Source organism: Nostoc sp. (assembly GCF_036917755.1).
GTDB lineage: Bacteria > Cyanobacteriota > Cyanobacteriia > Cyanobacteriales > Nostocaceae > Nostoc.
Window position 1 is genome coordinate 29,877 of sequence record NZ_JBALFC010000144.1, and the last position, 26,832, is coordinate 56,708.

The 26,832-nt window shown below is 42.9% G+C and carries 23 protein-coding genes and 2 pseudogenes; 12 read left to right on the forward strand and 13 right to left on the reverse strand.

The genetic code is table 11. The features are described 5' to 3' along the window. Positions 1-178: 178 nt before the first annotated feature. Entirely contained in the window at positions 179-1,768 is a 1,590-nt protein-coding gene (locus V7L05_RS30545; protein WP_335169840.1) for a DHA2 family efflux MFS transporter permease subunit, read from the forward strand. Between the two features lie 543 nt (positions 1,769-2,311). On the opposite strand, the gene V7L05_RS30550 is transcribed toward V7L05_RS30545, so the two are convergent. Continuing rightward, positions 2,312-3,622: an ATP-binding protein gene (locus V7L05_RS30550; RefSeq protein ID WP_335169842.1), complete on the reverse strand. Its 1,311-nt coding sequence runs from the start codon at positions 3,620-3,622 to the stop codon at positions 2,312-2,314. Between the two features lie 157 nt (positions 3,623-3,779). Further along, the gene (locus V7L05_RS30555) at positions 3,780-4,316 is read right to left on the reverse strand and encodes a methanogen output domain 1-containing protein (protein WP_335169927.1); all 537 of its coding nucleotides are present in this window, start codon (positions 4,314-4,316) and stop codon (positions 3,780-3,782) included. Between the two features lie 709 nt (positions 4,317-5,025). On the opposite strand from V7L05_RS30555, the gene V7L05_RS30560 reads away from it, so the two are divergent. From V7L05_RS30560 to V7L05_RS30590, 7 genes and pseudogenes are all read left to right on the forward strand, one after another. Further along, a complete protein-coding gene (locus V7L05_RS30560) occupies positions 5,026-5,187 on the forward strand; it encodes a hypothetical protein (protein ID WP_335169844.1) in 162 nt (53 codons plus the stop codon). Between the two features lie 104 nt (positions 5,188-5,291). Beyond that, on the forward strand, positions 5,292-6,017 hold the full coding sequence (gene cysH, locus V7L05_RS30565) for a phosphoadenosine phosphosulfate reductase (RefSeq protein WP_335169845.1): 726 nt from the start codon (positions 5,292-5,294) through the stop codon (positions 6,015-6,017). Between the two features lie 244 nt (positions 6,018-6,261). Next, positions 6,262-6,459, forward strand: a pseudogene (locus tag V7L05_RS30570) (ABC transporter ATP-binding protein); the annotation flags it as partial. 9 nt (positions 6,460-6,468) lie between these two features. Continuing rightward, a complete protein-coding gene (argJ, locus tag V7L05_RS30575) occupies positions 6,469-7,632 on the forward strand; it encodes a bifunctional glutamate N-acetyltransferase/amino-acid acetyltransferase ArgJ (RefSeq protein ID WP_335169928.1) in 1,164 nt (387 codons plus the stop codon). Positions 7,633-8,187: 555 nt separating this feature from the next. Next, complete coding sequence (locus tag V7L05_RS30580) at positions 8,188-9,390, forward strand: AAA family ATPase (protein ID WP_335169847.1); 1,203 nt, start codon at positions 8,188-8,190, stop codon at positions 9,388-9,390. Between the two features lie 129 nt (positions 9,391-9,519). After that, complete coding sequence (locus tag V7L05_RS30585; RefSeq protein WP_335169849.1) at positions 9,520-10,356, forward strand: GNAT family N-acetyltransferase; 837 nt, start codon at positions 9,520-9,522, stop codon at positions 10,354-10,356. 34 nt (positions 10,357-10,390) lie between these two features. Beyond that, positions 10,391-10,538: pseudogene (locus tag V7L05_RS30590) on the forward strand (pyridoxal-5'-phosphate-dependent protein); the annotation flags it as partial. A 93-nt stretch (positions 10,539-10,631) separates the two neighbouring features. Here the strand turns inward: V7L05_RS30590 and V7L05_RS30595 are convergent. The 6 genes from V7L05_RS30595 to V7L05_RS30620 all read right to left on the reverse strand — a co-directional run bounded on the left by V7L05_RS30595 (position 10,632) and on the right by V7L05_RS30620 (position 19,076). Further along, on the reverse strand, positions 10,632-11,444 hold the full coding sequence (locus tag V7L05_RS30595; protein WP_335169851.1) for an SDR family NAD(P)-dependent oxidoreductase: 813 nt from the start codon (positions 11,442-11,444) through the stop codon (positions 10,632-10,634). Between the two features lie 690 nt (positions 11,445-12,134). Next, positions 12,135-13,364: a precorrin-6y C5,15-methyltransferase (decarboxylating) subunit CbiE gene (gene cbiE, locus V7L05_RS30600; protein WP_335169853.1), complete on the reverse strand. Its 1,230-nt coding sequence runs from the start codon at positions 13,362-13,364 to the stop codon at positions 12,135-12,137. 50 nt (positions 13,365-13,414) lie between these two features. Next, the gene (locus V7L05_RS30605; protein ID WP_334947822.1) at positions 13,415-13,858 is read right to left on the reverse strand and encodes an SRPBCC family protein; all 444 of its coding nucleotides are present in this window, start codon (positions 13,856-13,858) and stop codon (positions 13,415-13,417) included. A 65-nt stretch (positions 13,859-13,923) separates the two neighbouring features. After that, positions 13,924-15,363 (reverse strand): 9,9'-di-cis-zeta-carotene desaturase, encoded by a 1,440-nt coding sequence (gene zds, locus V7L05_RS30610; RefSeq protein ID WP_335169854.1) that lies wholly within the window; start codon positions 15,361-15,363, stop codon positions 13,924-13,926. A 426-nt stretch (positions 15,364-15,789) separates the two neighbouring features. Beyond that, positions 15,790-15,951, reverse strand: coding sequence for a CopG family transcriptional regulator (locus tag V7L05_RS30615; RefSeq protein ID WP_334947826.1), 162 nt, complete (start codon positions 15,949-15,951; stop codon positions 15,790-15,792). 1,481 nt (positions 15,952-17,432) lie between these two features. Beyond that, entirely contained in the window at positions 17,433-19,076 is a 1,644-nt protein-coding gene (locus V7L05_RS30620) for a DUF6930 domain-containing protein (protein ID WP_335169856.1), read from the reverse strand. A 329-nt stretch (positions 19,077-19,405) separates the two neighbouring features. Between V7L05_RS30620 and V7L05_RS30625 the strand changes: the two genes are divergently transcribed. From V7L05_RS30625 to V7L05_RS30635, 3 genes are all read left to right on the forward strand, one after another. Next, on the forward strand, positions 19,406-19,762 hold the full coding sequence (locus tag V7L05_RS30625; protein WP_292823481.1) for an iron-sulfur cluster assembly accessory protein: 357 nt from the start codon (positions 19,406-19,408) through the stop codon (positions 19,760-19,762). Positions 19,763-19,885: 123 nt separating this feature from the next. Next, positions 19,886-20,308, forward strand: a complete 423-nt coding sequence (locus V7L05_RS30630) for a tetratricopeptide repeat protein (RefSeq protein ID WP_335169858.1) — start codon at positions 19,886-19,888, stop codon at positions 20,306-20,308. Positions 20,309-20,474: 166 nt separating this feature from the next. Beyond that, positions 20,475-20,720, forward strand: coding sequence for a hypothetical protein (locus tag V7L05_RS30635; protein ID WP_334947832.1), 246 nt, complete (start codon positions 20,475-20,477; stop codon positions 20,718-20,720). Here V7L05_RS30635 and V7L05_RS30640 read toward each other — a convergent pair. Together V7L05_RS30640 and thyD are read right to left on the reverse strand one after the other, a co-directional pair. Further along, positions 20,714-20,836 (reverse strand): hypothetical protein, encoded by a 123-nt coding sequence (locus tag V7L05_RS30640; RefSeq protein ID WP_335169860.1) that lies wholly within the window; start codon positions 20,834-20,836, stop codon positions 20,714-20,716. The genes V7L05_RS30635 and V7L05_RS30640 overlap by 7 nt on opposite strands. 6 nt (positions 20,837-20,842) lie before the next feature. Further along, positions 20,843-21,763 (reverse strand): thylakoid membrane protein ThyD, encoded by a 921-nt coding sequence (gene thyD / locus V7L05_RS30645; protein WP_335169862.1) that lies wholly within the window; start codon positions 21,761-21,763, stop codon positions 20,843-20,845. Positions 21,764-22,093: 330 nt separating this feature from the next. Between thyD and V7L05_RS30650 the strand changes: the two genes are divergently transcribed. Next, positions 22,094-22,441, forward strand: a complete 348-nt coding sequence (locus V7L05_RS30650) for a hypothetical protein (protein ID WP_334827109.1) — start codon at positions 22,094-22,096, stop codon at positions 22,439-22,441. Between the two features lie 75 nt (positions 22,442-22,516). Here V7L05_RS30650 and V7L05_RS30655 read toward each other — a convergent pair whose 3' ends face one another. From V7L05_RS30655 to V7L05_RS30665, 3 genes are all read right to left on the reverse strand, one after another. After that, on the reverse strand, positions 22,517-23,014 hold the full coding sequence (locus tag V7L05_RS30655) for an FHA domain-containing protein (protein WP_335169864.1): 498 nt from the start codon (positions 23,012-23,014) through the stop codon (positions 22,517-22,519). 81 nt (positions 23,015-23,095) lie between these two features. Beyond that, on the reverse strand, positions 23,096-23,434 hold the full coding sequence (locus V7L05_RS30660) for a hypothetical protein (protein WP_335169866.1): 339 nt from the start codon (positions 23,432-23,434) through the stop codon (positions 23,096-23,098). A gap of 302 nt (positions 23,435-23,736) precedes the next feature. Further along, complete coding sequence (locus tag V7L05_RS30665; protein ID WP_335169868.1) at positions 23,737-26,205, reverse strand: heavy metal translocating P-type ATPase; 2,469 nt, start codon at positions 26,203-26,205, stop codon at positions 23,737-23,739. Positions 26,206-26,832 lie beyond the last annotated feature (627 nt).

Consider the following 26,832-nt stretch of genomic DNA (forward strand, 5'->3'; position numbering starts at 1 on the left):
CTATGGAGAATAAATCAGTCGAGAACTCATTTCCCATGCACGAAAACAGCAATAGTGACCATCCATCTTTAGCATAAGTATTTCTGCCACTTTTTATTCAAGACTCTCTTGACCGATTCTATATGATACGCTACCGTAGCGTATATATACAATACTTAATTTTAGCTTTGTGCTAACAATGGCTACCAATATTAAACGTTCAACTTTTGATCAATTTGGTTATGTGCAGGGGCCATTGAAGTGGGCGATCGCTTTCACGGCTTCCCTTGGTGCAATATTAGAAGTAATTGATACTAGTATTGTTAACGTTGCCCTGACTGATATCCAAGCCAGCCTGGGTGCAACTGTCAGTGAAGTAGGTTGGGTGGTGACAGGATATGCGATCGCAAATGTCGTCTTAATTCCCTTATCTGCATGGCTGGGAGATTACTTTGGACGCAAAACCTACTTCATCTTCTCGTTAATTGGCTTTACCCTTGCCTCAGTTTTATGCGGCTTGGCATTTAATCTACCGATGCTAGTTTTTTCTCGAATTCTTCAAGGTTTATGTGGTGGCGGGTTGCTAGCTAAAGCACAAGCGATTTTGTTCGAGACTTTTCCACCGGCTGAACAAGGTTTCGCACAGGCAGTTTTTGGGGTAGGTGTAATTGCTGGGCCAGCAATTGGCCCAACATTAGGGGGATTCTTGGTAGATGGTTTGGGCTGGCGGTGGATTTTCTTTGTTAATATTCCCTTCGGGATCATTGCAGTGGCGATGTCCTTGGCATTTTTGCCCAAAGATAAAGATAAGAAAGAGACACAAAGCCAAGCCGTCGATTGGTTCGGGATTGGGTTTTTGGTGATTGCTGTTGGCTGTATGCAAACTTTGTTAGAGGAAGGAGAGACAGACGACTGGTTTTCCTCCAATTTCATCACCACCTTAGCGATCGCTAGTATTATCGGTTTGGGGTTGTTTATTTGGCGAGAACTGAAAACAGATCACCCGGCTGTGGATTTAAGAGTTTTGCGTCACCGTTCTTTAGCTGCGGGAAGCGTTCTTTCAGCAGTGGTGGGTATGGGGCTTTATGGCACACTCTTTGCTGTGCCGATATTTGCTCAGAGTGTGCTGCACTTTACGGCAACGCAGACAGGACTATTGTTAGCGCCTGGGGCTTTAGCGTCTGCGATCGTGATGGTTTTATTAGGCAAACTCTCTAGTAAAATAGATGCCCGATTTTTAATTGCAATGGGCGCTGTCGGCTCATCTGGAGTCATGTTTCAATTAGCAGCAATTACCCCACAAACCGGCATAGATGATTTATTTTGGCCATTGGTATGGCGTGGGGCTTTTACTGTATTGATGTTTCTCCCTTTGAGTTTGGCAGTTTTAGGCCCGCTACCCAAGCAAGATATTTCTGCCGGATCTGGTTTCTACAATCTCACCCGACAACTCGGTGGTAGCATTGGCATTGCCCTACTCACCACTCTGCTTGACCGACGAGAAGCTTTTCATCGAGCCATTCTATTAGCAAAACTTAGTCCTTATGATCTAGAAACCAATCAGCGCCTCGATGCGCTCAATGGGGCACTCCAAGGTCAAGGCATAGATGCGGCAACAGCGCAACAACAAGCACTAGCTTTATTAAGTCAAACAGTAGATACCCAAGCTGCCGTTTTATCTTACGCAGATTGCTTTCGAGTCGTAGGGGTAGGATTCCTTTGCTCATTACCTTTGTTACTATTCCTGGGCAAAGGCGGTGCAGGAGTGAAAGCACCAGTCGGTCACTAGTACCGCTTCGCGTAATTCGTAATTCGTAATTACGTTTTAGCAAGGGTTTCAGAGATTACAAATGGTGAACCAGCGCTGCGGGAGGGTTTCCCGACCCAGGCAACTGGCTTTCCCGTTGGGGTGGCTTATTTACGCCGTGCGGTACTAGGGGTAGAGTTAGTCTTATAGGATTTACGCAAAAAATCTCTCAAACTCTGATTTCTCTGTGCCCTCTGTGCCTCTGCGGTTCGTTATTCCGTAACTTGTGCATAAGTCCTATCTTAGTTGACAATTAAATTTTTCTTGCCGCTTGTATGGGTTGCGAAACTATTCCAAAGAAATTAAAGACAATCTTAAAAACGCCAGTTGCTACAACGGATAGCGCAGCTCCTTCGAGTCCCCGATCGTCGGGAACCTCCCTTCGGGTGATGCCTCCGGCACGTCAAGGGCGAACGGCAGTTCCTCATGGGGGAAACCCCCAAGACCGGACTGCCTCACCGCAACGCACTGGCTCCCCTACGTATATTTCAAAAATAAAAGATGACTCCTATAGTATAGTTTTGATCAGTAAACAATGGGTAACTCAATACTAAATTCAGTTCCCGAAGCTTGCTCAGATATCACATTAATTCGACCATGATGGCTCTCGATGATTTGGTAACAAATTGATAATCCTAATCCTGTCCCTTTGCCGACTGGCTTAGTAGTGAAGAAGGGATTAAATATCTGATGATGAATCTGGGTAGGGATTCCGCTACCGTTATCCTTGATGCGAATTCCAATGTAGCGATCATTTAGTTTCTCCGTGCAAATCCAGATCCGACTAGGATAATTTTGCATTGATTCTGGCGATCGCACTTGTTCAGCTTCTTCTAAAGCATCGATCGCATTCTTCAGAAGATTCATAAACACTTGATTGAGTTGTCCAGGAGAACAAGAAACCCAAGGCAATTCTCCATAGTCCTTAATCACTTCAATACCAGAATGCCGCCCGCTAGGGTTGAGGCGACTTTGTAAAATCATCAATGCAGCCTCTAAACCCTCATGAATATTAACTGCTTTGAATGTTGCTTCGTCTAATCGAGAGAAGTTTCGGAAAGATTTAACAATCTCGCTAATCCGCTCGGAACCTGTCTGCATTGACTGGAGTAATTTTTTAATATCTTTTTGAATAAAATCAAGATCCAGGGCTTCAATTTCCTGCTGAATCACTAGGCTCGGCTTGGGGTATTCTTGCTGATAGAGGTGAATCAGTTTCAGTAATGAATCATAGTATTCACTCGCATAGGTCAGATTTCCATAAATAAAGCTAACCGGATTATTAATTTCATGGGCAATCCCTGCAACTAACTGTCCTAGCCCAGACATCTTTTCTGTTTGAATGGCTTCAACGGCATTTTGCAGTTTGATCAGAGTTTGTTTTAAGGTTTCATTCGATTGTGCGAGTTCTACCTGAAGGTGTTGGCGCTGTTGAATTTCTTTACTCAGCGCCTGAATTTTTTGGTTAAGGACAACGAATTGATTACTCGTTCGCTTTTCTAAGCGCAGTAAATTGATGGCTGGACTTTCTGGCGATCGCGGTTGGATCACAGCTCCTTCACTACGACAAGCAATTCCCTCTCCCTGGGCTTGGTGGATGGTTAAAGTTCCCAAAATCATTTGGCGACTTTGGGAGCAAACTCGAAGATAGTCGATGATCTTCTCTGAAGAATCAGTGACAAACTCGGTAAGACGTTGACCTATGAGTGCTTTACTTGTCTTGCTAAAGAGTCTAGCAGCAGGTTGATTGACGGCCAAAATTTCACCTGCGCTAGTCACAAGAAGCAGAGGTTCTGGTAAAGTCTGGGCAAAGGTTAAAAATTGATCAGGTGTCATCGATCTTCAGGTATTGAAGCAGGGATCTTTACCATTGCTCGTAGCACTGATGGGGTAAAAATAAAGAGGCTAAACTATGCTTTGGGGGATCAACTTCAGCCGGGACATATTACAGGAAGAAGGTTATAGTCTGCAAATGTCCCCCTTAACGCTGTTACTATGCTTTGAAGTATTCCTGTGCTGGAAACTCGTCTAATACTTCGCTAGGCTTGAGATAAATGACGATTTTGCATTCCTGCGCGCCTCTAGCAATCGTGTCTTGTAACTCGACTCTAGCGTAGCCGAGATTGTCGGCTGCGATCGCGCCAAAAATATTAGATGTCATAACACACATGGCTTCGCGCCCTTCTACCTGTTCTGCAAAGGGGCATTTGCGATTGCCTAAAACGATCTTCTCATCAGTTTCTTCAATCACGTAAAAGTCGCCTTGAATCCGGCGTTTCCAATCTACAAGGACGGCAGTTACCTGCTCCCGAGAAAGATTTGACAGTTGCAAAGCGTTCTGGTATTGCTGATTGACATGTTGACCTGTTCGATAGCCAACCACATTCAAAAAGCCCGCTGCCTCTTCAATCCCAACGACATCTTGTAAGGTTCCAGCCAATTCTCGAATCATTGTACGCAAAAAGTGATCGCGCTCAATCGGTAATTCTAAGGATTGTATTTGGTTGTCGATCAAAGATATGTGAACCATGATGGTGTTATTTTCTGGATGTTTAGATAGGACAAGCATCAATGTCGCTTAGTTAAGCGAAAGTCAGGGACACCCCAAAATCTCTTAATTAAGTACCATGTATAGCTATAATAGTTTTCCCTAACTGGCTACAAAACTAACAACAACGCCAGAATGGAATGGTACTAAGTTTAGTTATTTGTTGAGGCAAGCTCTTTGAGTGGATTCAGCCGGGATACCTGCAAAATCGAACAATAGACATCTGGTAGAAAAATATGCGTTATCTAGAACCCTTGTAGAGAGTTAGCATTGCTACGTCTCTGTACATTCTTTTTCACTTCTATGTTTAATAGTCAAATTCCTGTCAATACGTAAGTCTTGAATTATTCTCTGGCGAAAGTCACAGAAGAGGTTTAATATACACCGATATATGTGGAGCAGAAAAGTAAAAGTCCCACTCAGTTTTGAGCGGGACTTTGTAAAATCTTATTGCTAAAATTAGAAATATATATATCTTAGAAAAAGTTCATTATTGTAATAATACTAACGCTGGTCAACATCATTAAAGCGCCCATAATGATAGATTCACCTAAAGCATTGGGCAATTTTGAATTGTTCATTTAAGTAAAATCCTTTTTGTTAATAATTCCTTAACCATATCAGGATCAGTATAAATATCTATAAAATTCCTGTAAAACTTAAATTACCGTAAACTTTCTTAGTAAACACTGTGATTTTTACTTATGTAATGATTTTGACTGACCATTGGTTATTTCCCCATGCCCCATGCCCCATGCCCCATGCCCCATGCCCCATGCCCAATGCCCCATGCCCAATGCCCCATGCCCAATGCCCCATGCCCCATGCCCCATGCCCCATGCCCAGAATGTAGTAATTTCCGAACAAAATTATTACCTTATATCCGAGCGGAATACGCGCCTTTATGGGATAAGATCAAAATTAATCAAGGTAAAAATATTTGAATAGAAGATTATCATGACAGTCTCCACAGCATCTAGAAACCAAACGATCGCTTTTGACTTAGAGAAATTAAATGAGCAATTTGAAACTGCCACTCCCAAAGAGATACTGGCATGGTCTATAGAAAATATCCCAACGGGACTGGTACAAACCAGCGCCTTTAATGTGGATGACATGATAATTACCCATATTCTTTACAGTGAACTGAAGCATCCAGTTCCTGTGATCTTTCTCGACACCTTGCACCACTTCCCTGAAAGCCTAGAATTAGTTGCCAAAGCCAAACAAATCTACAATCTGGATCTGCAAACTTACAAAACTCCAGACCTAGACACCCGCGAAGCCTTTGAAGCCAAATACGGCGAAAAACTCTGGGACAAGGATATTGCCCAATTTCACCACATTACAAAAATTGAACCACTGCTACGAGGTCTAGACGAACTCAACAGCGTCGCTTGGATAACTGGACGCCGCCGTGACCAAGCAGTAACCCGTGCGAATATGCCCATATTTGAATTAGATGGTAAAGATCGGCTGAAAGTAAATCCCATAGCTACCTGGACACGCCAAGACAGCTGGGTTTACGTGGCTGAACACGGAGTCATCTACAACCCTCTACACGACAAAGGTTATCCCAGCATAGGCGACCAACCGATCACCACCAAAGTCGGCGAAGGCGAAGACGAACGCGCCGGACGCTGGCGGGGAAGTGATAAAACAGAATGTGGAATTCATATTTAAGGGGGAGTAGGGAGTGGGGAATGGGGAATGGGGAATGGGGAATAGAAGAAATTTCCCCCGACTCTCCCCTTCTGGGAGCATCTTAATGAGTGCAAATATACCAGATGAGAAAGAAGATTCTTGCTCCCTCTCCTTGGTAAGGAGAGGGTTGGGGTGAGGTTTGACAAGGCTTTTTACACTCATTGAGATGCTCCCCCCTTCCCTGCTTACTCTGCGCCTCTGCGGTTAGATAACACTGTTACACCGTGCGGTTTTGCTAAACCCGCGAATCTTGATTTTGGACGCAGCACCACTAATATTCACAGCCAAACAGAAAATTTAGTTCAAAAGGCGATCGCTAATTTACTTAAAGGGTCGTACCAGCTTTATTATCGCTCACCATCTGGCTACTGTTACCAACGCAGACAAGGTATTAGTCATCCAGCAAGAGCAAATTATTAAATACAGAAAAATGTCATTAACTATATCTTCCTCGCCTCAGGGTTTTAGTGCATTTATTACTAATTTAGGAATACGAGATACAACTGATGATTTTGTATTTATTAAATCATCAGTTCCTTGTGTTGCTGATGGAGTCTTCACTCAAAGTCTTTTTGCCGGGCCAAGTGTTACTATTAGCCGCGAGAACTTAAAAAATTCACAAGCACAAGGAATTGTCGTTATATCTAAAAATGCAAATGTAGCTAATGGTTCTGTTGGCATCGCTGATGCCCAAGAGGTTCTACAATTAGTTGCAACTGAAACTGGAATTGCTGCACATAATATTGCGATCGCTTCTACAGGTGTAATTGGCAGACGTTACCCAATTGAAAAAATCCGGGCAGGTTTATTAGGATTGGGCAAAAAATTGACTGCTGCTGATTTTCATGCCGCAGCCCGTGGTATTATGACCACCGATACAGTAGCGAAACTAGCTACACGGCAAATCGGAAATGCCAAGCTGGTAGGAATTGCCAAAGGCGTTGGCATGATTGAGCCTAATATGGCTACCCTCCTAACTTTCTTTTTTACTGACGCTGCAATTTCTGCAAATAGCCTTCGTTCTATTTTCCGCTCTACTATAGATAAAACCTTTAACTGTCTGAGTGTAGACACTGACACTTCTACTAGTGACTCCGCCGTAATTCTAGCTAATGGTTTAGCAGGTGAAGTTTCCGAATCAGATTTTGCTAGTGCATTGCAAGAAGTTGCACAAGAATTGGTGCTGAAAATTGCCCGAGATGCAGAAGGTGCTACCAAGATTATTGAGGTAACTGTAGATTCAGCAATTAATTATGCACAAGCTAAAACAGTAGCTAAAGCAATTGTGAATTCACCATTAGTAAAAACCGCAGTTTATGGAGCAGATCCAAATTGGGGACGAGTTGCTATGGCTATAGGCAAATGTGAAAATGAACAGCAGATAAATCCAGAACGAGTTGTTATCAGTTTTGATAATGTGAAAGTTTATCCTAATAGCTTAACTGATGAAAATCTGGAACAGTTGCGCCAAATTATGTCCAAAGATCAAGTAGATATCCATGTTAGCCTCAATATTGGCGAAGCTTCTGCAACTGTATGGGGTTGCGATCTTTCAGAGGGTTATATAGAAATTAATGGCAAATACTCAACTTGATTAACGTAATTTGTAATTGATAATTACGCGTAGCCAGGGCTTTCCATTTCAGACAAACCCTGATACATAAGGATTTCTCGTTATCTCGTTATCTCGTTATCTCGTTCCCAGTCGGAGACTGGGAACGAGATAACGAGAGGCTCCGCCTCAAGACTTGCGGCAGAGCCGCGATGATGTGCATTTCCAGCCAGAGGCTGGAAACGAGGTTTTAAAAGGCTTTCACGTTAAGTTGACACCAATGAGCTTTTTCTGTGCCCCTACCAACCTATTTGTATCATTATTAGTGAATGAGCAGCATTTCCAGCCTCTGGCTGGAAACGAGGTTTGAACCCCCACTTAGCAATTGCTTTGTCAAAAAAGTTGACGCAGGTAGTAACTATGTAATATAGTATGTTACAGAGGGAATGAGTTAGATTAAAAAGAATTCCTAGCCAGTACAGCACGGTGGAAATAAAATTACCATTTGTACGCAGTTAGTTTATATTACGAGAAAACTTTTTCAAAATCTCCTATTTCACACAAAATAACTCGACTAACGCTGCATAACTAACAAATATGGATTTTGACTATTTTAGAAGCAATGAAGGCACTCCTACAAATAATAGTCGGCAAAGCTTGCTTGCTAGCGGTTGGCGACCGTTTAACCGAGAATTAGACTGGGGGTTTTTGTGGCAATTGTTATATAGTGACTCCCGCGAATTAAGTCAAAAAAGTTTGAATTTAGCAAGTAATGTTGCTGATATTTTGGGACGAAATAATTATGCTTGGTGGGCTAACTTATTAAGTGTTGTATCTGATAATACCCGCTATGAAGTTGAAAAGTTTTGGAATTACATCACGCCAGATCCTCAATCACCAGATCATCGCTACAAAGATGTTTTGAGTACGGAAACACCCATCGTCCAATTTGTCAGTCGTAGTAGCATTCCCATTGATTATGTTCTTAACCGACTGCAAGAAATTACTGTACTCCGAGTTTTAAATGTGTTGGGTAGTCCCGACATTATTACCCAGTATTATTCAGAAAGAGATTTTTATTTTCCTATAGATAAATTTGTTAGTTGGGAACGCTTAGATGTTCTCAATACTGTTTATGCTTACTGGTCGAAGTCTGACGTTTGGTTGCAAATTGACCCCTACGATCGCGGGCGACGACAATATAGTTTAATGGCGAAAAATCTCGCGCCACTAATTAACAAAGCGACTTACGACTTAGCTGTGATGCTGAGTGGATATCAAAGTCGTGTAGGCAAAGTTCACAGTCAATTTTCCATCCGCACATTTCCCGCAGACATCCAAAATTTTACTGATTCTGTACAGCAAGCGATTCTGAATCAAAACCAGTTAGCGGTTGTTGTGCATGGGGAACCGGGTACTGGTAAAACAGTCTGGACACAGGCAGTAGCAAAAGAAATTCTTGTACCTTTAGGGTATGTAATTTTTATTTTAGATCATGATGCGATCGCTAATTTTGTCCCACCGACTTACATAGAGCGAATCTGTATCGTGATTAACGAAGCTGATAATCTAGCGCAAAATCGTGCTTCTGAGGTAGCGCAATACAATAACAAAACCGAACACATTCTCAGTTTGCTGGATGGTACTTTGTATCAGAGTGTAATTGATGATTCTGGTATTCAGATGCAGCAACGGTTAGTTGTTTTGATGACTTGCAACACCACCGAAAGATTAGATCCAGCCATGTTACGTAAGGGCCGGGTGGATTTAATGTATGAGTTTACGCAACTGTTTGTGTAATATCAATCTGTAGCAACACGCCGTAGGAGTGTACATCTGTGCATTGGTGTTAAATGCTTTCTCAAGTTGTAGTTTTGCGAGAACAAATGAGCAGTACAACTATTGATAGCTAAGGCTTAAAAAACTAGGATGAAAGTTTATCGATTTCAAAATGCTACTCAATTTTATGCAAGGGTGAAAGACTACTTGCTGAATCAGGAGGCACTGCATAACCTGCTGTTGGAAATTAGCCATGCCTTGATTGAAAATCCCGAACGCTTTGACGAAAAGCCTTATTTGGCAACAGTGGAGGCAAATGGAGATATTGTGGCTGTAGCCATGAGAACACCACCTAGACTATTACTGCTCTCACAGATTAAAGATTTCAAAGCAGTAGAGATACTCGCCCAAGATTTATCTATCTCCTACCAATCACTACCAGGAGTAAATGCTCCCACAGATGAGGCGCAAGCCTTTACTCTGGCGTGGCATTCCCTGACTGGTCAATCCTACCAGTTGAAAGTAGCCTTGCGTGTCTTTCAACTAAAAAAGGTACAGCCGATTTCTCAAATCAGAGGTTATTTACGTCTAGCTACGGAGGATGATCAAGAACTTCTTAAAAATTGGTATGAAGCCTTTTCGCTAGAAGCTTTGGGCAGTATTGAGTCGGATACAGAACGCTGGGTTAAACGAGTTTTGCAGCAAGATACTGCTTACCTTTGGCAGGATGAAGTACCGGTTTCAATAGCTTGTCATGTTGGAATCACGCCTAATGGTGCGCGGATTGGTATAGTTTACACACCGGCAGAGTATCGGCGGAAGGGCTACGCCTGTGCTTGCGTGGCAGCGTTAAGTCAAACTTTATTGAACCAGGGAAATCGGTACTGCTTTTTATTTACCGACTTGGCAAACCCAACATCCAATCATATATACCAGGAAATTGGCTACCAGCCAGTAGGCGATTGGGATAATTACTCACTCGTCTGAGAATAAAGAGTAAGAATCTTTAATACTGCCGTCGATGCCTCAGCATAACTCCATTACTATAACTGATGTCCAGGCAGATTGCCCACCGCACACCCGTGCTGACTTCTAGAATTGTTAACGATCGCACCAATAGCCAGGTATTTTTTAAGTGCGAGAATTTCCAACGCACAGGATCGTTTAAATAGGGAAGGGGGGAAAATTCAAAGCCTCTCCCCTTGTAGGGGAGAAGAATAGAAGTCAGGTTTCTAGATAAGAGTGAAAAGTCAGATATCGGGCTACCTATTTTTTTTGAGTTCGTGCATACTTCTCACAACCTTTGTGACTAAATTTCTGGGTGTAAATCTGACGCTTTCAGTCAATATTTTATTTCTCATCCCAGGAACGACAACGGTTTTGTTTGTCATTAAGCCCTGATAACCAATCCTAGCAACAGTTGCCGTATCCATCATTCTCTTAACGTTAGCAATCTTTGAATCTTCCATTGCAGCAGTTTGTTGAAATTCCGATGCTGTTGGCCCTGGACAAAGAACTGTTACGCTGACACCTGTGCCTTCTAATTCATTAGCGATCGCTTCTGAAAATGATAACACATAGGCTTTAGTAGCGAAATAAACTGCCATTAGAGGCCCTGGTTGAAAAGCAGCAGCTGAGGCCACATTTAATATTTTTCCATAGTTTTGCTCAACCATATTCTTGAGAAATAACTTAGTTAAATGAGTCAGGCTGACCATATTTACCTGTAGCATTTTCAGTTCAAGGGTGAGGTCTGTTTCGCTAAATGCTCCATAAGTACCAAAGCCAGCGTTATTAACCAGCACATCAATCTTGATGGATGCTTGCTGTAGTTCTGTGAAAATTTCTTCTGGGGATGTTGGGATAGATAAATCCTTAACAAAAATTTTCACAAAAATGCCAAACTTTTGCGGAAATTCATCGATGATTTCAGTAAGTTTTTGTTCATTCTTATCCACTAAGACCAGATTATAATTATGACGGGCAAAAATCTGGGTTAATTGATAGCCTATCCCACTAGCTGCTCCTGTAATTAAAGCAGTTCTTTTTTGCCGACTTTCGGATGTTTTATTCATGTTACAAAAATGGCTAATTTGAGTTAATTAATTTAACAAAACAGAATTCAGGAATCAGGAGCCAGAATTCAGAATTGAATTTAAATGGTTTAAATCCCCCCACCGATTTTAAAATTTAGTCGTCTTCAATTAGCGGCGATAACAGAGCTTTGCCGAAGTGCAGGTCTGAATTACCCTGACTTTTCACGGGATCTGGAAAACCTCTCTCTAAATCAATACGGTTCAGTTAAGGCTAAAACTCTTTGTAAAAGTCATTTTTTTAACGAACCACAAAGGGCGCAAAGGACGCAAAGAAGAGAAGGAAGAGAAGGAAGAAATGCTTAACTGAACTGTATTGCTCTCTAAATCTCTCTCCTATAAGGAGAGAGACTTTGAATTTTCCCCCTTCCCGTGTCGGGAAGGGGGCTAGGGGGTTAGGTCAATCGTAGGCTTTTCCACACACATGACATGAAAAGTCAGCTGAATTCCCCACTAATTTATTCTGACTTCTGAATTCTGACTTCTGGATTCTTATTTAACTTTTATAAATTTAGCTACAGCAATATTCTCATATTTGCTATAGCTATTTTTATGGGGACAATAAATGATGCTATCCATCTGAAATGAGTATGTTTCAATCCAGCATATTAGGCGCAAATATAAAAATCTGTATCTATATAAACAAGAGCAAAAATTAGGACTCAGAGGAATCTAATGTAGGTTCAATTTTTCAGATTTTACAACCATCCATTGCGTCACCGGTGCCATTGCTCGCCAGCCCAAAAATTTACCAATAGGTTCCGCCCGTTGGATGGCAATACGAATTAAATCACCACCGACTTGTTCATGCCATTTAAATAAAGTTTGCTCACCTTCTACCGTTACAACATTTGCTACCAAACGCCCACCCGGTTGTAGTGCCTCCCAGCAAACATCAAAAAGTCCCGTTGCTGTGACTCCACCACCAATAAAAATAGCATCTGGTGTAGGCAAGTCTTTCAGGGCATGGGGCGCTTTACCTTGAATGATTTGCAGATTTGGAGTACCGAGAGTGGCGGCATTATCGGCAATATAAAGTAGTCTAGATGAGTTTTGTTCGATCGCGATCGCCCGACACCGAGCATTACTCCTCATCCATTCGATAGAAATTGAGCCGCAACCCGCGCCAACATCCCACAATAATTCTCCCGGTGTGGGAGCCAAAGCTGCTAGAGTAATTGCCCTAACTTCCCGCTTCGTTAATTGTCCATCGTGGTGGTAGGCGTTATCTGGTAGCCCTGGTAACTTTGGTAAAGGCACAACCCCAACATCAGCAATACAATCAACTGCGATCGCATTCAAAGCAGCAATTTCAGTTTGACTCCAGGATGCAGCCGTACCTTCCACAATTCTTTCATGAGCGCCGCCCATGCGCTCCAGTACGGTAATTGTACTGCCACCATAACCACGATTTGTCAAAATTTCGGCAACAATGGCGGGTGTATCCTTCCCTTCGCTCAAAATCAAGAGCCGCGCTCCCGGATAGATGTAAGACTGGAGTAGGGAGGATGAACGACCATTCAAACTCAAGGTTTCCACTTCAGTTAAAGACCATCCAAGTCTGGCACAAGCGAGGCTAAAGGTTGAAGGTGCGGGGATAATAGTCATTTCCGAGACGGGAATTCGCCGCATCAAGGTAACACCAATGCCGTAACACATCGGATCGCCGCTTGCGAGTACGCAAATGGACTCACCGCGACGCCGGATGATTTCCTCAACTGAGGCACTAATGGGGGATGTCCAGACTAGTTTCTCACGTTGGTCATCTGTAGGGAGCATTGCCAAATGGCGATCGCCTCCCACAATTACTCTAGCTTGATCGACTAGAGAACGAGCGATCGCACTTAACCCCTGTAATCCATCTTCCCCAATACCAACGATCGAAAGCCATTTCTCTGTCATCCTGAATTCTGACTCCTGAATTCTGACTCCTGAATTCTGTTTCCAGAAAATCAATTAGCTTTAACATTCAGCGCGTATTCTTTAAACCTTTCCAAATCAGCTTGAATTGTCGATTCAACTATTCGTCCCAAAAATAAGTTATCCATAATTTTCCCAAGAATGCCGGGGATGGCGTAGGAAATGGTCATTTTGACAATGCTACTACCGTTGCGATCGTAAAAGCGAATCGCTCCCTGATTCGGCAAACCATCAACAGATTCCCATTGGATAATTTGGTTGGGAATAACTTTGAGAATTCGAGATTTCCAAGTAAATTCTAAACTACCCGTCCTTAATTTCCAAAGAGATATATCTGGATTATCTGGCGGAATTTTCACCGAATCAATCCACTTCATCCACCGGGGCATTTGCTCCAAATCAGCCCAGAGGCTCCATACTAAATCTATGGGAGCTTCTACTTCTACCTGTACAGTATGCTCTAACCAGTCTGACATCTCTCTTCTTCCTCCTTCGCGTTCTTCTCTTCGAGACACTTCGTGAACGCGCCCTTCGCGGTTCGTTATCTCTTCAAACTCTCCAAAATCACTTTTGCCGCCCGCCGTCCAGAAATAGTTGCTCCTTCCATGCTGTCGATATAGTCTTGCTGAGTATAACTCCCTGCAAGGAAGAAATTATCTACTGGTGTTTTTTGGTTGGGACGGTACGCATCCATTCCTGGCGCTTCTCGGTAGAGAGACTGAGCAAGTTTTACTACACTGTACCAAGTCATATTTAGCTCCCGCGACGAGGGAAACAGTTCATGAACTTGCTTGAGAACATGTTGCGCGATCGCTTCATTAGTTTGGGCAATAAACGGATCTCCCGGTGTCAGCACTAGCTGCAACAAAGATCCCTGTCCTGGGCGATAATAATCAGCAGGGCTAGTCAACGCTAAATCCGCAAAACAAGAAAAGTCAGCATCGGCTGTATAAAGTAAATTATCGATTCCAGCCGCATGATTTAGCTGTTTACGTTGCTCTCCATCGTTCAGTTCCGTTACCCAACCATCGAAGCGTAACTGCACTGTAGCCACTGGCACTGCATCTAGTTTGTAAATATTGTCAAATTCTGACCACTTCCGCCACTCGTGGGGTAGGATGCGTTGAATTCCTGGAACATCGCAGGCAAAAACATAAGCATCAGCAGTGATAGTTTCTACGGTATCACCTTGGGCAACTACTATACCAGTGACGCGGGTTTGTTCGTCTAACTCAGTAAACTGAATTTCCCGCACTTGCCGACGCGTGTAAACTTTGGTGCCTCTAACTTCCAGATATTCCAGAATGGGCTTGTGTAAATACTCATCGGGAGAACCTTTCAGCATTCGCAAAACTGAAGCTTCAGTTCTGACTGCAAATAACTGGAATATGGTTAACATACAACGGGCAGACATATTTTCGCAATCAATAAATCCCAATGCGTAGGCGATGGGGTTCCACATGCGCTTAATGCTACCATTGCTCCCACCGTGACTGCGGAACCAGTCGGCAAAGCTAACTTTATCTAATTTGCGGATGGTTTTCATCGCCCCGTTAAAGTCTAGCAATCCGCGAACTATCGGACTAGTACCCAAAGCGATCGCATTTTGCAATTTATCTTGCAACGATAGTTGAGAAGTGGTGAAAAATGCCTTTAAGCCGTTGAAAGGGGCACCCGTAAGGAAGCGAAAATCTAAAGCACCAGTGCGCCCCCCTTTATTAATGAAAGTGTGGGTATGTTCCTTGAGGCGTAAGTTTTCTAACACCCCCACTTTCTTCATCAAGTCAAATAGTTGGTAGTAGCAGCCGAAAAATACATGCAACCCCATTTCTAGATGGTTGCCATCTCCATCAACCCAGCTGCCAACTTTACCACCGATAAACGGACGAGACTCAAAAATCTCTATTTCACAACCAGCATCAGCTAGATCTACTGCGGTTGCTAGTCCAGCCAGTCCCGCACCTACGATTGCAACGCGCATTCCGTTGTTCCTTTTCAGTTTCTTTACAGATTGTAACTGGGTTGGTGTCGGAATTTGCTACTTGATATCGACTCCAGCAGCATATTCAGGCTAGGCAATGTCGATACTAAAACGTCTTTGTTCGCTGCTTTTAGTCCCCAAAAATGACCAGACGCGAGAAAAACGCGTCTGTATCAGCTAGACAAACTCTTGTCCATTGCGGCGGACTCAAAAAAGTATCATAGCTATTTTTTTGGAGTTCTTCTACCATGTTTGTCGTTAAATTTGACTTAAGCCTAAAGGCTTTAAAAAGCTTTCATCCCCTGCCTGTTCGCGCAGCGCCTCCCCTTGGGAGAAGTACGAGATACAGAGATGTCGCACCTAAGTCTCAAGGGTTTTCAGCATTTTCCTTATAAGTCATGAAAGTAATCTTATTTGTTTACATCTTTAGCTGTCGTCGGAGACAGGCAAACTTCTAATCAGTTCACGAATCACGTCGGTTGCGGGTCTACCTGTTTGTTGACAATATTTTTCTAGTTTTTCTGCTTCCTGTGTTGCGAGATTTACTGTTATGCGTTTAACCGCCCATTTTTTATTTGTCATTATCATGCTATTTGCTGTATGTTTTAACTCATTGAAAGAATCTAACTAAAGAGGAGGACGATAACAATATCAGAGTTTGTGTCACGAAACAAGTAATACCATTAATATTAAAAATGTTCATTTTGTCCCAGGATTGATCATTTTCTAAAGAAATCAAAAAACTAGACTTTATTTGTTACTACTTTGACGGTAAAATAGCACATACTTGCTTTTGAAGAGAATAACCCTACTAACAGCATGAGTAAACCCTGACAATGAAGTTTGATAAATAAATTTGAGACACCTACTGTTGACTCAATCAAGATTTCCAAAATTATTCTCCATTGAAAGCATTTGACCTTCTCTCTTCACCAAGCTCGCCAAATCCGGTTGCAGAGGACATCTGGTACAAAACCAGAGAATAAGGCTTCAGAATCATTATGATGCTGAAATGCTGACTTACGGGCGGGTTAGAGTCATGTGTATAGATCGTAAATCAGCACTTAGAAAGTAGGTAAACAAGCGATCGCTCTAGAATGAACATCCATCTATATCCATTGCAGATATGATGTTAGTTGGCTGTTGTCGATCATAATATTTTAGTTTTGTATCATGCTTTTCCACCAACTCCCTGTAAAGATATAATGAAAATTTGCATTTTTTTATCCTCTCTCTAGCGATGTAGTTTGCTTTAAATTCCGCGATTTTTTTGATTGTTCGTATTCATCTATTTGGAGCTTATACAAATCATTTTTAGCCAATTAGGGCGCTAAAAATTTGACAACAAACCTTCTGCTCGGATTTGAAGTAAGAGATAAATTACTGGCAAGAAAGTTTTGAGTTACAACTATTTATTATTTCTTAAGTATGACCATAAAAGTAATTGTATATTTTAATTTTTTTCGGTAGTCTGTTCATTATAGCTATTATTTATGCGCTTTAAATAATCTTCATTTAGACACTAAATAAGCTAATTTTTCTTCTTTATAAAAGAATTACAAAGAAAAAGATATACATCTGAACTTTTGCTTAATGATATTGATACATAACAAGATGCTCAACTCAAAAACTTGTTAAAAAAAAGATTCCGATATCTAAATGCATCAGCTAGGTTTGATTAAACCGAACTTTGTAGATAAATTTTGATTTAAATGTAGTTATTTATACTTAAAATTATCCAATAAAATGAGTGAAAAACTATGATAATACAGGGAATTCATGAAATTGAGGTAAAGTTAACTTCTAATTATTGGTCACCTACCAGTATTTACATATACATGAATATGGATTACAAAGTGCCGCGCCCTGAGAGGTTCGCGGATGAAGAGTGCTGAATTAAAAGACCACAAAAATTCTGAGTACTTTTTACTTCACTCAGGACGGGCTAAACCCTAGCTATCCGCTAACAGGACTCAGCAAGAAATGCAGTCAATATGCAAATCAAATACACATCAACTGAATTTCTCATAGCCACAATTTGAGATTGAGAATTACGGGAATTCGTGCAACTATTCAAATTCCAGTTGGGGCATTAGTTGAAGAGTGCCAATACCTAAATCTTTAGGTGAGAGCGATCGCGCTTCAAACAAAGCCATCATATCTCGTAACTGAGGATTACCACGGGAAGCTCCCGTTAGTCCTTTAGCAATGATTAAGCCACAGTAGCCCTGAGTATTTTTACAGCGCTGATTCCATTTTTTTCGGGCTTCTACATGAATCGGATCTTCATCTAAAAATTCACCAAATAGGAATAATTCGCCATTTTGAGTTTGTAATAAACCTAAATCGTAGCGATCGCCATCGAAGGGGTCGGCACCTGGATTAAAGCAAACTGCTCTCAGTGCGCCTGCGGCTTCAATTCTTTCAATTACAATCTTAGCCTTGGGTCGGGAAGTTTGAATTAAAATCACCGGCAAACCGTCACCCACTTGTTTGATTTCACCAGCATTATGGTAGCTGATCCCCTTTTTCAGGGACTCCAACATTTCCCAAGACACCACACCTAAGCTGAGGAAGGAATTTTCTGGTATCAAGTCATCTTGCAATGCTTGGAAAGATGGTGAGTCAGGGTTCTCAATCTCCTGATCATCGACATCAAAACCTGCCATTTCCTCTAATTCTGCTGCTAACTGCGGCACGGTAGAGACTGTCACACTCAAAGATTTAGTTGATTCTTCCGACTGCGGCAGAGAAATGCGATAGCGACGGCTGAGGCTAGGGAAGATATCTTCATGAAGCTGGCGACGGTGATCGCGAATAAAGCGGCTCAGGCTTTCGATCGCAACGAACATTACCACTGCTTCCTCCTCATACAAAACAGACCGCAGTCCTTCTAATGGGTGGATATTACCAAAAGTGGGGTCAATTTCCGATAATGGCAGATCCGCCAAATCACCTTCTTCATCCTCGTCTTCATCTTCATCTTCATCAGCACTGTCAAAAGTCAGAAACAGGCAATCTTGCTTGAGGAACGCTTCTTCTAGATGCTCCGTTGATTCTTCATCTGTTAAAACTGCGGCGCGAAACTGTTTTAAAGACTCTTCTGAGCGATAAAACAAAATCCCATACTCCATTCCCAGCATTCCCATAATTGAGGCGTAGAGTGTCCCAACATCCCAGTTATTAATCTCGATTGACAAAATTTGCTGTTCTTGCAAAAATTCCCAAGGTGCTGCTTGCCAAATTGCAAATGCCTTCTCTGGCAAGATTTGTGCATACTGTGGGGGTAAGTCGGGGGTTTGACTATCGAGGATGTCAGTGAACCCGCGAAACAGTTCGTCAATTAAAGGTAGTTCTGGTGCGTAGTCGATAGCAATATCCAAATCTTGCAGCACCCCCCGCAGGTAAAATTGGATCTCCCGATCTCTGACTATAATTCTTTGGGGTCTGGCTGGTCTTGCCGGACTCTGGGGATGCTCCATTGCTTGCATTAAAGTGCGAACTATTGCTTCTGGGCCGATATCTGAAGCTACCACGTCCATTCCTCGGACAATACCTTGGGAGTAATCTACCCAAAGAATGCATTCTCCTTTTGCCTCTGAGTCTGAGTACTGGTTTGGTGATGACAACGGACGGCGATCGCCCTCCCATACAGAAGGAATCTGAGCTAATTTCTTCAACCGACGACTGGTAGAGCGATTAAAACTTGTCATAGAATAAGTTAATCAAAAGAAGCAATTTGGAAGTAAACTTTGGGGGATAGCTAGCCTCGGATTAAGTTTTGATGGCTGCACCTGAAGGGTGGTTGCTTCTGTTGCTGCCGCAAGACTTGAACTTCAAAAATACCGAATCTATAAACACACTAAGTCTCTCAATTCTAGAATAAAAATTTTTGGCTGCTTTTGACGGAGTGTTTACAATTTGGCATCTAGCGACATCTAAGCCGCTAGAATGAATACAAAAACACTCAACGAGCAACCCACAGGCATTAACAAGCCGATACAGGGTAACGCTTAAACTAATTAAGGAGTTTAAAAAGCAGATGACACAAGCAATTCAGGCTCAACAACGCGGAATTCTGTTGAGCGAAGCCGCATTGCACCAGGTAAAATCCCTCCGGGACAGGCAAGGCACAGACTTCTGCTTACGGGTAGGAGTCCGTCAGGGTGGTTGTTCTGGGATGTCTTACATGATGGACTTTGAAGACACCAGTAAGATCACCCCTGAAGATGAAGTTTTTGATTATGATGGCTTCAAAATTGTTAGCGATCGCAAGAGTTTATTATATCTCTACGGCTTGATGCTCGATTATAGCGATGCCATGATTGGCGGTGGCTTCCAATTCACAAACCCCAATGCCAACCAAACTTGTGGTTGCGGCAAGTCATTTGGGGTGTAATATTGTCATTTGTCATTTGTCCTTTGTCCTTTGCAAACGACCAATACTTCTCTACGAGAGGCTGCGCCAACGGCAAGGCTCAGTACAAGTGACTAATGACCAATGACCAATGACTAATGACCAATGACTAATACAGTTGAATCCCTGTTTGATACAGGTTTAGAACGCTATAAAGCTGGAGAATCGGTAGAATCTTTAATCCCTGTGTTTAAAGAAGTGTGCGATCGCGCTCCGAAAACTAGTGCTGCTTGGATTTGTTTGGCGTGGTTGTATCTACTCGATAACAAACCCAACTTGGCTTACAAAGCTGCACAGAAGGCAGTCAAGTTAAATCCCCAAGACCCCCAGGCGAGAGTCAATCTCGCTTTAGCAATGCTGGAAACAGGTCAAAAAGGTTTGCGCGAACACATTGACGTAGCACAACAGTTAATGTTTGTCAATGAAGAATGGAGTGATGAAATAAAAAATAGTATTGAAGACGGTTTAACTAGAAAACCAGATTGGCAGAGTTTGACAAAAGTCAAAAATTGGCTGTTTGAAGAATGAGGATGGGGAGTGGGGAGTAGGGAGTAGGGAGTGGGGACAAGAGGGACAAGGAAAAATTATTGAATAAGTCTCTGTTGTCTACCTTATTTCTTCCTAATACCAACTTCCTATTTCTCATTCCTCATTTCCCATTCCCCACTCCCCACTCCCCATTCCCCTTCCCATCATGAAAGAGAAATTGTTAAATTGGCTAAACATGGCTTTAGTCGCAGATGTTTTTTTAGTTTTGTTTGGCTTTGGCTGGTTAGCGATCGCTGCGATCGGAGATGCGGCGGGAGTAAACCTGGGTTTGGATTTATGGCATAAACTGTGGCAACCCTTGTTTAACCCAGCAATTGGCATCCTCATGGGCGGTGCGATTCTCAGTGGTATTATCAGTTGGGTTTCCAGAAAATTTCTCTCTAATCAATAGTCAAAGAATTGGGCATGGGGCATGGGGCATGGGGCATTGCTGATTTCTCCCTCATCTCCCTCATCTCCCTCATCCCCCCACTCCCCACTCCCCACTCCCCACTCCCCACTCCCCACTCCCTTTTAACTAAGAATTTGCGTTAACGCTGATTGCAAATTCGGATATTTGTACTCAAAGCCTGTTTCCACGGTGCGTTTTGGGATGACTTGCTGACCTTCTAAAACTACTATAGCCCCGTCTCCTAAAAGAGCTTCGATCGCAAAACCAGGAACGGGCAACCAAGAAGGGCGATTCATCACTCGCCCCAAAGTTTGGCTTAAATCTGCCATGCGGACTGGGTTAGGGGCAGTAGCATTATATACGCCTTCTATTTCCGGTTTAGTTAAAGCTTCCAGAATCAGGTTAACTAAATCGTCTACGTGAATCCATGAGAACCACTGTCGGCCACTGCCAATAGGGCCACCTGCGAAGAGTTTGAAAGGTGAAATCATTTTACCTAAAGCACCACCATTGCCCAGAACAATCCCAAAACGCAGAATTACCAATCGCACACCGGCATCTTTTACCTTTCTCGCTTCTGCTTCCCAGGCTTGGGAAACTTGGGCGAGAAAATCGTTACCAGATACACTTGTTTCATCAAAGCTAGCCGTTTCACTGGTGCCGTAGTAACCAATAGCTGAAGCGTTAATTAACACAGTTGGTTTCGGATTAGCATTGGCTATTGCTTCAACTATTTTTTGTGTACCTAACTTCCGGCTATTGAGGATTTCTTGTTTGCGTTCTGGTGTCCAGCGTCCTTCACCAATAGGTTCTCCTGCCAAATTAACTACGCCATCACAACTAGCGATCGCATTTTGCCAAGAACCAGATGCATTTGGTGTATAGGCAACAATTTCTAGATTGGCGTAAGCCTCAGATGGAAAAACCTTTTGAGCAAAGGCAGTGTTCCGAGTTAATACTACTATTCTATGACCTTCCCCGTGGAGTCGTTGTACCAAACGATTACCAACTAATCCTGTTGCTCCAGTAATTGCGACTTTCATTTTCTACCTCAGCCAAACCTTTATTGTAAAGTTTTTGATCAAACTTTTAGCTTACGGCACTTTCGTTGTCGATAGAACAGATGTGACTGTATATCTTGTAAGGGAACTCCAAAAAATAAATTATTCCATCTTGTGGGATGGGCCGAAAAGCCCGTCCAGGGTGATTAGCGGGCAAGATGCCCGCACCACAAGAAATTTTTGGATATTTTTTTATTTGTCAGTCCCTAATCCCTGATCTCAAAACTCAAAAACTTTGCTTTTCTAATCACTTTCCGTTTAGATGCTTCGGTATTATAGGATGGACGGAGTGTTGCAAGGCGTGGGGCTATTATGGCTCGCTATACCTGTTCATTTATTGTTTCTGTTCCTAGTGACCATCTGTTGCCGTTACTTGTAGAACTTTTACAGGAATCTCAGTTGGATATTCAATACCACACGGCGGAGTACATTATCGCTCGTGAGGTTCCCGGCAATGTTCCTTTTCCTAAATTAGTCACTGTAGAAGTACTGATTGATAAATCAAAATCTACTGAAATAGAAACCCGAATGAGTATTGTGATTAAAAATGAAGAACTACCACTCCAACTAGATAATTATTGCCGACAAATGTTTGAATTCATCAAGCAGGCTATTGAAAATAGCCGCCATTGGCATTTGATTGAAAGTCTTGCAGGATAATAGCTTTAGTGATTATATTCCCACTCCCACGACTTGAAGGCGTGGGATTCTCAGACTGTGATTGGTAGTTAAAATTCACTCTCCCACATCCTCTAAATCCTCGGCCATACCTGGGTTTATTAGTGTAATGTCGTACTCACTTGAATCCGTTTGTCCCAAACGCTGATTGTTTCTTAAAATGTAATAAATAGCACGTACTTGAGGGCCAAAAACGATCTCATCTTCATTTTTTAGATCGTGAGCTGGTATCTTACGTCCATTAATCATCAAACCGTTGGAACTAGGCTTACCTTTAGCATCGCCATCTACAATCCGGTAATAGTAGCTATGACTATTATGCTCTCGTGGCAATCTCACTAATGTGGCATGGCGGCGGGAGACAAACTGCGACATCAAACGGATATTACACTCGCGATCTCTACCGATAGAGTAGACGGGGTACTCCAGAGAAAATTCTTTGCGACCTTGATCGTCTTCAATAATCAGTAGATGGTTTTCATTGGTTTCTGCTGCCATTGACAAATCGGTGGAACTGTGATGAATCAATATTTGTTTAGTATCGTATCTTGCCATTTTCACGCACCATAAATCTGTGGTGCTGATCTAAATAAGCTTTAAAATTGCATAATACCTTGAAAGAGTAGAACATGGCCGTTATACTCCAGTAGCTATGATAGCTTTGGTAGGTGTCTCAAGAGGCTTTGTGAACTGGTAAAACCTGACGGGGCGACTTAGTACAGTTTTGCATAAAAGCGTAGCGTTTTTAATCTCAGCTGACGCATTGGCATTGTAAGTTAACGCATTGGCATTGTCAGCCGACGCATTGGCGTTGTCAGCCAACGCATTGGCATTGTTAGCCGACGCATTGGCATTGTTAGCCAACGCATTGGCATTGTCAGCCGACGCATTGGCATTGTTAGCCAACGCATTGGCATTGTTAGCCAACGCATTGGCATTGTCAGCCGACGCATTGGCATTGCAGGGTATTGCCAAATTTAATTGGCTACGAATTGATCAAATGCTGTACTTAGGAATAAGAATTAAATAACATACAATTTATGCCCTGGCTTACCTCACCCTCAATCCCTCTCCTTTACAAGGAGAGGGAGGCTAGAGACAAGATGAAGTTTTGCATTTTATTTAATCCAGGTTCCTTAGTTTATGCCGTGTGCAACTTTCTCTCAAACCTAACCCCCTTCCTTACTAGCGTTGGGGAGTAAGAATCAAAGCCTTTCTCCCTGTGGGGGAGAGGAATGGAAGCGGGGTTTCAAGAATAAGTTGCACATCGCGTTAATTTAACTTGAGATAGGAATGACGGGGGCTTTACGCATCACAACTCGTAATAATATTGAGTTTGTGACGACGCTAACAGAGCTAAAAGCCATTAATGCAGCAGCACCAGATGGGTTAAGGACAAAACCCAGACTAGGGAATAAAACACCGGCTGCTAAAGGAATACCAACTGTATTATATGCAAAAGCCCAGAATAAATTTTGGCGGATTTTATTGAAGGTGGCGCGACTAAGCTGAATAGATTCGACGACATCGTTTAAGCGATCGCGCATTAGAATAATTTCAGCAGTTTCCATCGCCACATCTGTCCCGGAGTGTAAAGCAATTCCGACATCTGCTTGAGATAAAGCTGGAGCATCGTTGATTCCATCTCCCACCATTGCGACAACAGAGTGGGGAGTTACTTTTGTTCCTGCTTGTTGTAGAGACTGTATTGCAGCCGCTTTTTTGGCTGGGGGGACACCTGCTATTACATCAGCGCTATCTAATCCTAGTTGTTTGGCGATCGCGCTAGCTGCTTCTGGGCGATCGCCACTAAGCAACATTACCCTTAAACCCATCTGACGCAATTTGTCTACCGTGGATTGAGCATCTGGTCTTAAGGTATCAGAAACAGCAATTAGCCCAGCTAAAGTTTCCCCAATTGCTACGCAAACAACTGTTTTACCATCTGTTGCTAAATCTTGTGCTATTTGTTGTGCAGTTTCACTAATGGCAATGCCATGCCAGTTCAACCAGTCCCAATTACCCAACAGTACAACTCTGCCCTCTACCACAGCAGACACCCCTAGTCCTGGTTCCGTGTGAAAGTCCACAGCCTCTGGAATAGATAACTGCTGCCGTTGTGCTTCTTGCTGAATCGCTTTTGCTAAGGGGTGGTGAGTACCGCTTTCTACAGCTGCTGCTAGTTGAATGAGGGATGAGGGGGATGAGGGGGATGAGGGGGATGAGGAAGAATAATCATGTTCGCTTACTCCCTCATCTCCTCTAATTAACAGACAATTTGTGACGATAGGATTACCTGTGGTGAGAGTGCCAGTTTTATCAAATACTACGGTATCTAGCTGGTGTACTTTTTCTAAAACGTCGCCGCCTTTGATTAACAGACCCCGTTCTGCGCCCATAGCAGTCCCGACAAGAATCGCTGTTGGTGTAGCAAGTCCCAAAGCACAGGGACAAGCGACTACCATCACTGCGATCGCTAGTTTTAAACTGATTAATAGTGGGGAGTGCTGGGTATTATGTGTAGCGTGGCTGATCATTTCCATGCCACCAGACATGGTGATATCAGTCCAGATGTGAGTGCCAAAAAAGTACCAAAAGACAAATGTTAAGACTGATGCTGTCAGCACACCGTAGGTAAAGTAACCAGCTACTGTATCTGCTAATTTCTGTACTGGGGCTTTCCGAGTTTGGGCGGCTTCTACTAAAGTGACGATTTGAGCTAGAGTTGTATCACTTCCAATACGGGTTGCCTGAATAGCGATCGCTCCTGACTGATTTAGCGTCCCCCCTGTCACCATATCTCCTGGTTGCTTGATTACTGGTACTGCTTCCCCAGTCAGCATTGACTCATCGACGGTTGTTTGACCAATCATCAGTTCACCATCGACAGGGATTTTATCACCTGGCAGTACTTGTAACCATTCACCAACACGCACCTGTTCCGCAGGAATCTCTACACTAGAAGATCCCACTCCTGCTTTTTCTGGGTTGGCAATCAATCGCGCTTTGAGTGGCTGGAGTGCTAGCAATTTCCTAAATGCGGATGCGGCGCGACCTCTAGCTTGTTGCTCTAATGTCCTTCCCAAGAGAATAAAGCCTAGCATCATTACTGGTTCGTCAAAGAAGCACTCCCAACCCATTTGGGGAAAAAGCAGCGCGACTAAACTAGCAATGTAGGCTGTCAGCGTTCCTAATCCGATTAGGGTGTTCATGTTCGGCGCATTTCGCCGCCAGCCTAGCCAGCCATCTACTAAAATCTGGCGACCGGGAATTAATAGCGCCACTGTCGCTAGTCCACAGTGAAACCAAATGTTATTCAACACTGGCAACACTGAGCTACCAAGATTACCAAAATGTCCACTTCCCGACAATATCAGCAATACCGCAGCGATCGCTAACTGCCTGAGTGAAGAGTGCATTTCTCGGCGTTGTCGTTCTGCTGGGTCTGGTAAGGTAGATATCTTGCCTGCTATAGTGCCACTAGCTTTTCTGTGTTGAGTCGGGAATCCAACGTCTGTTAATCGCTGTGCTAGTGCATCTGCATCTACCGCACCAGTTTCTGACTCTACGACTGCTACCTCTGTGGCCAGGTTCACACAGGCACTCTTGACTCCTGCATGTTGGGTAAGCTGTCGTTCTACTGCGTTCACACACCCAGCACACTTCATGCCGCCAACGTCTAGAATAATTTTCTCTAGAATTGGGTCAAGTTCTGGGGCTAGCTTAGTTTTCGGGACAAGTTGCATGGCAAGTGTTTAGATTCGCTACAGAAATTCAACGCCTGACTAAAAGCGTCTCTAATTCGAGCGTAGACGAAATATGGAACTACGACTGAGTGTCAACCATATTTAAATTATTAATTTATCGTACTTTGCTGTGGGTCAACCAATTTTGGATTTTGGAGAAAGCGATTTTGGATTAACCTCGCCCACAAGGGGACAAGGCTTGAAGATTTTGCGAACGCGAAGAGGGTGTCGGAGACAAAAGTTGCGTGCGGTGGACGGGTTTCCCGGCATAAGCAAAGTGGTGAACCCGAAGGGGGGTGAAGGAGTTTGAGCAAACTTTTCAAGACAAATTTGGGATTTTAGATTTATTCCGCTTGACTTCGGGCGGGGCATGAACCAAAAATTCTTTTAATCCAAAATCTAAAATCTAAAATCTAAAATCGCTAGTCAATGACGGCTCCAGCGTAGATAAGTCACATAGATAATAGCTACCACCTGTATTGGCATGATCACAATCAGGCTTTTTAAGAAATAGTTGATTTCCAAATGAGACATAGCACTGAAATATCCTAAGCCCAATATGAGGAACATCACCCAGGTAAGCTGTTGCTGTTTAGGTTTGAGAATGAGCATATCAATAGAAATAAA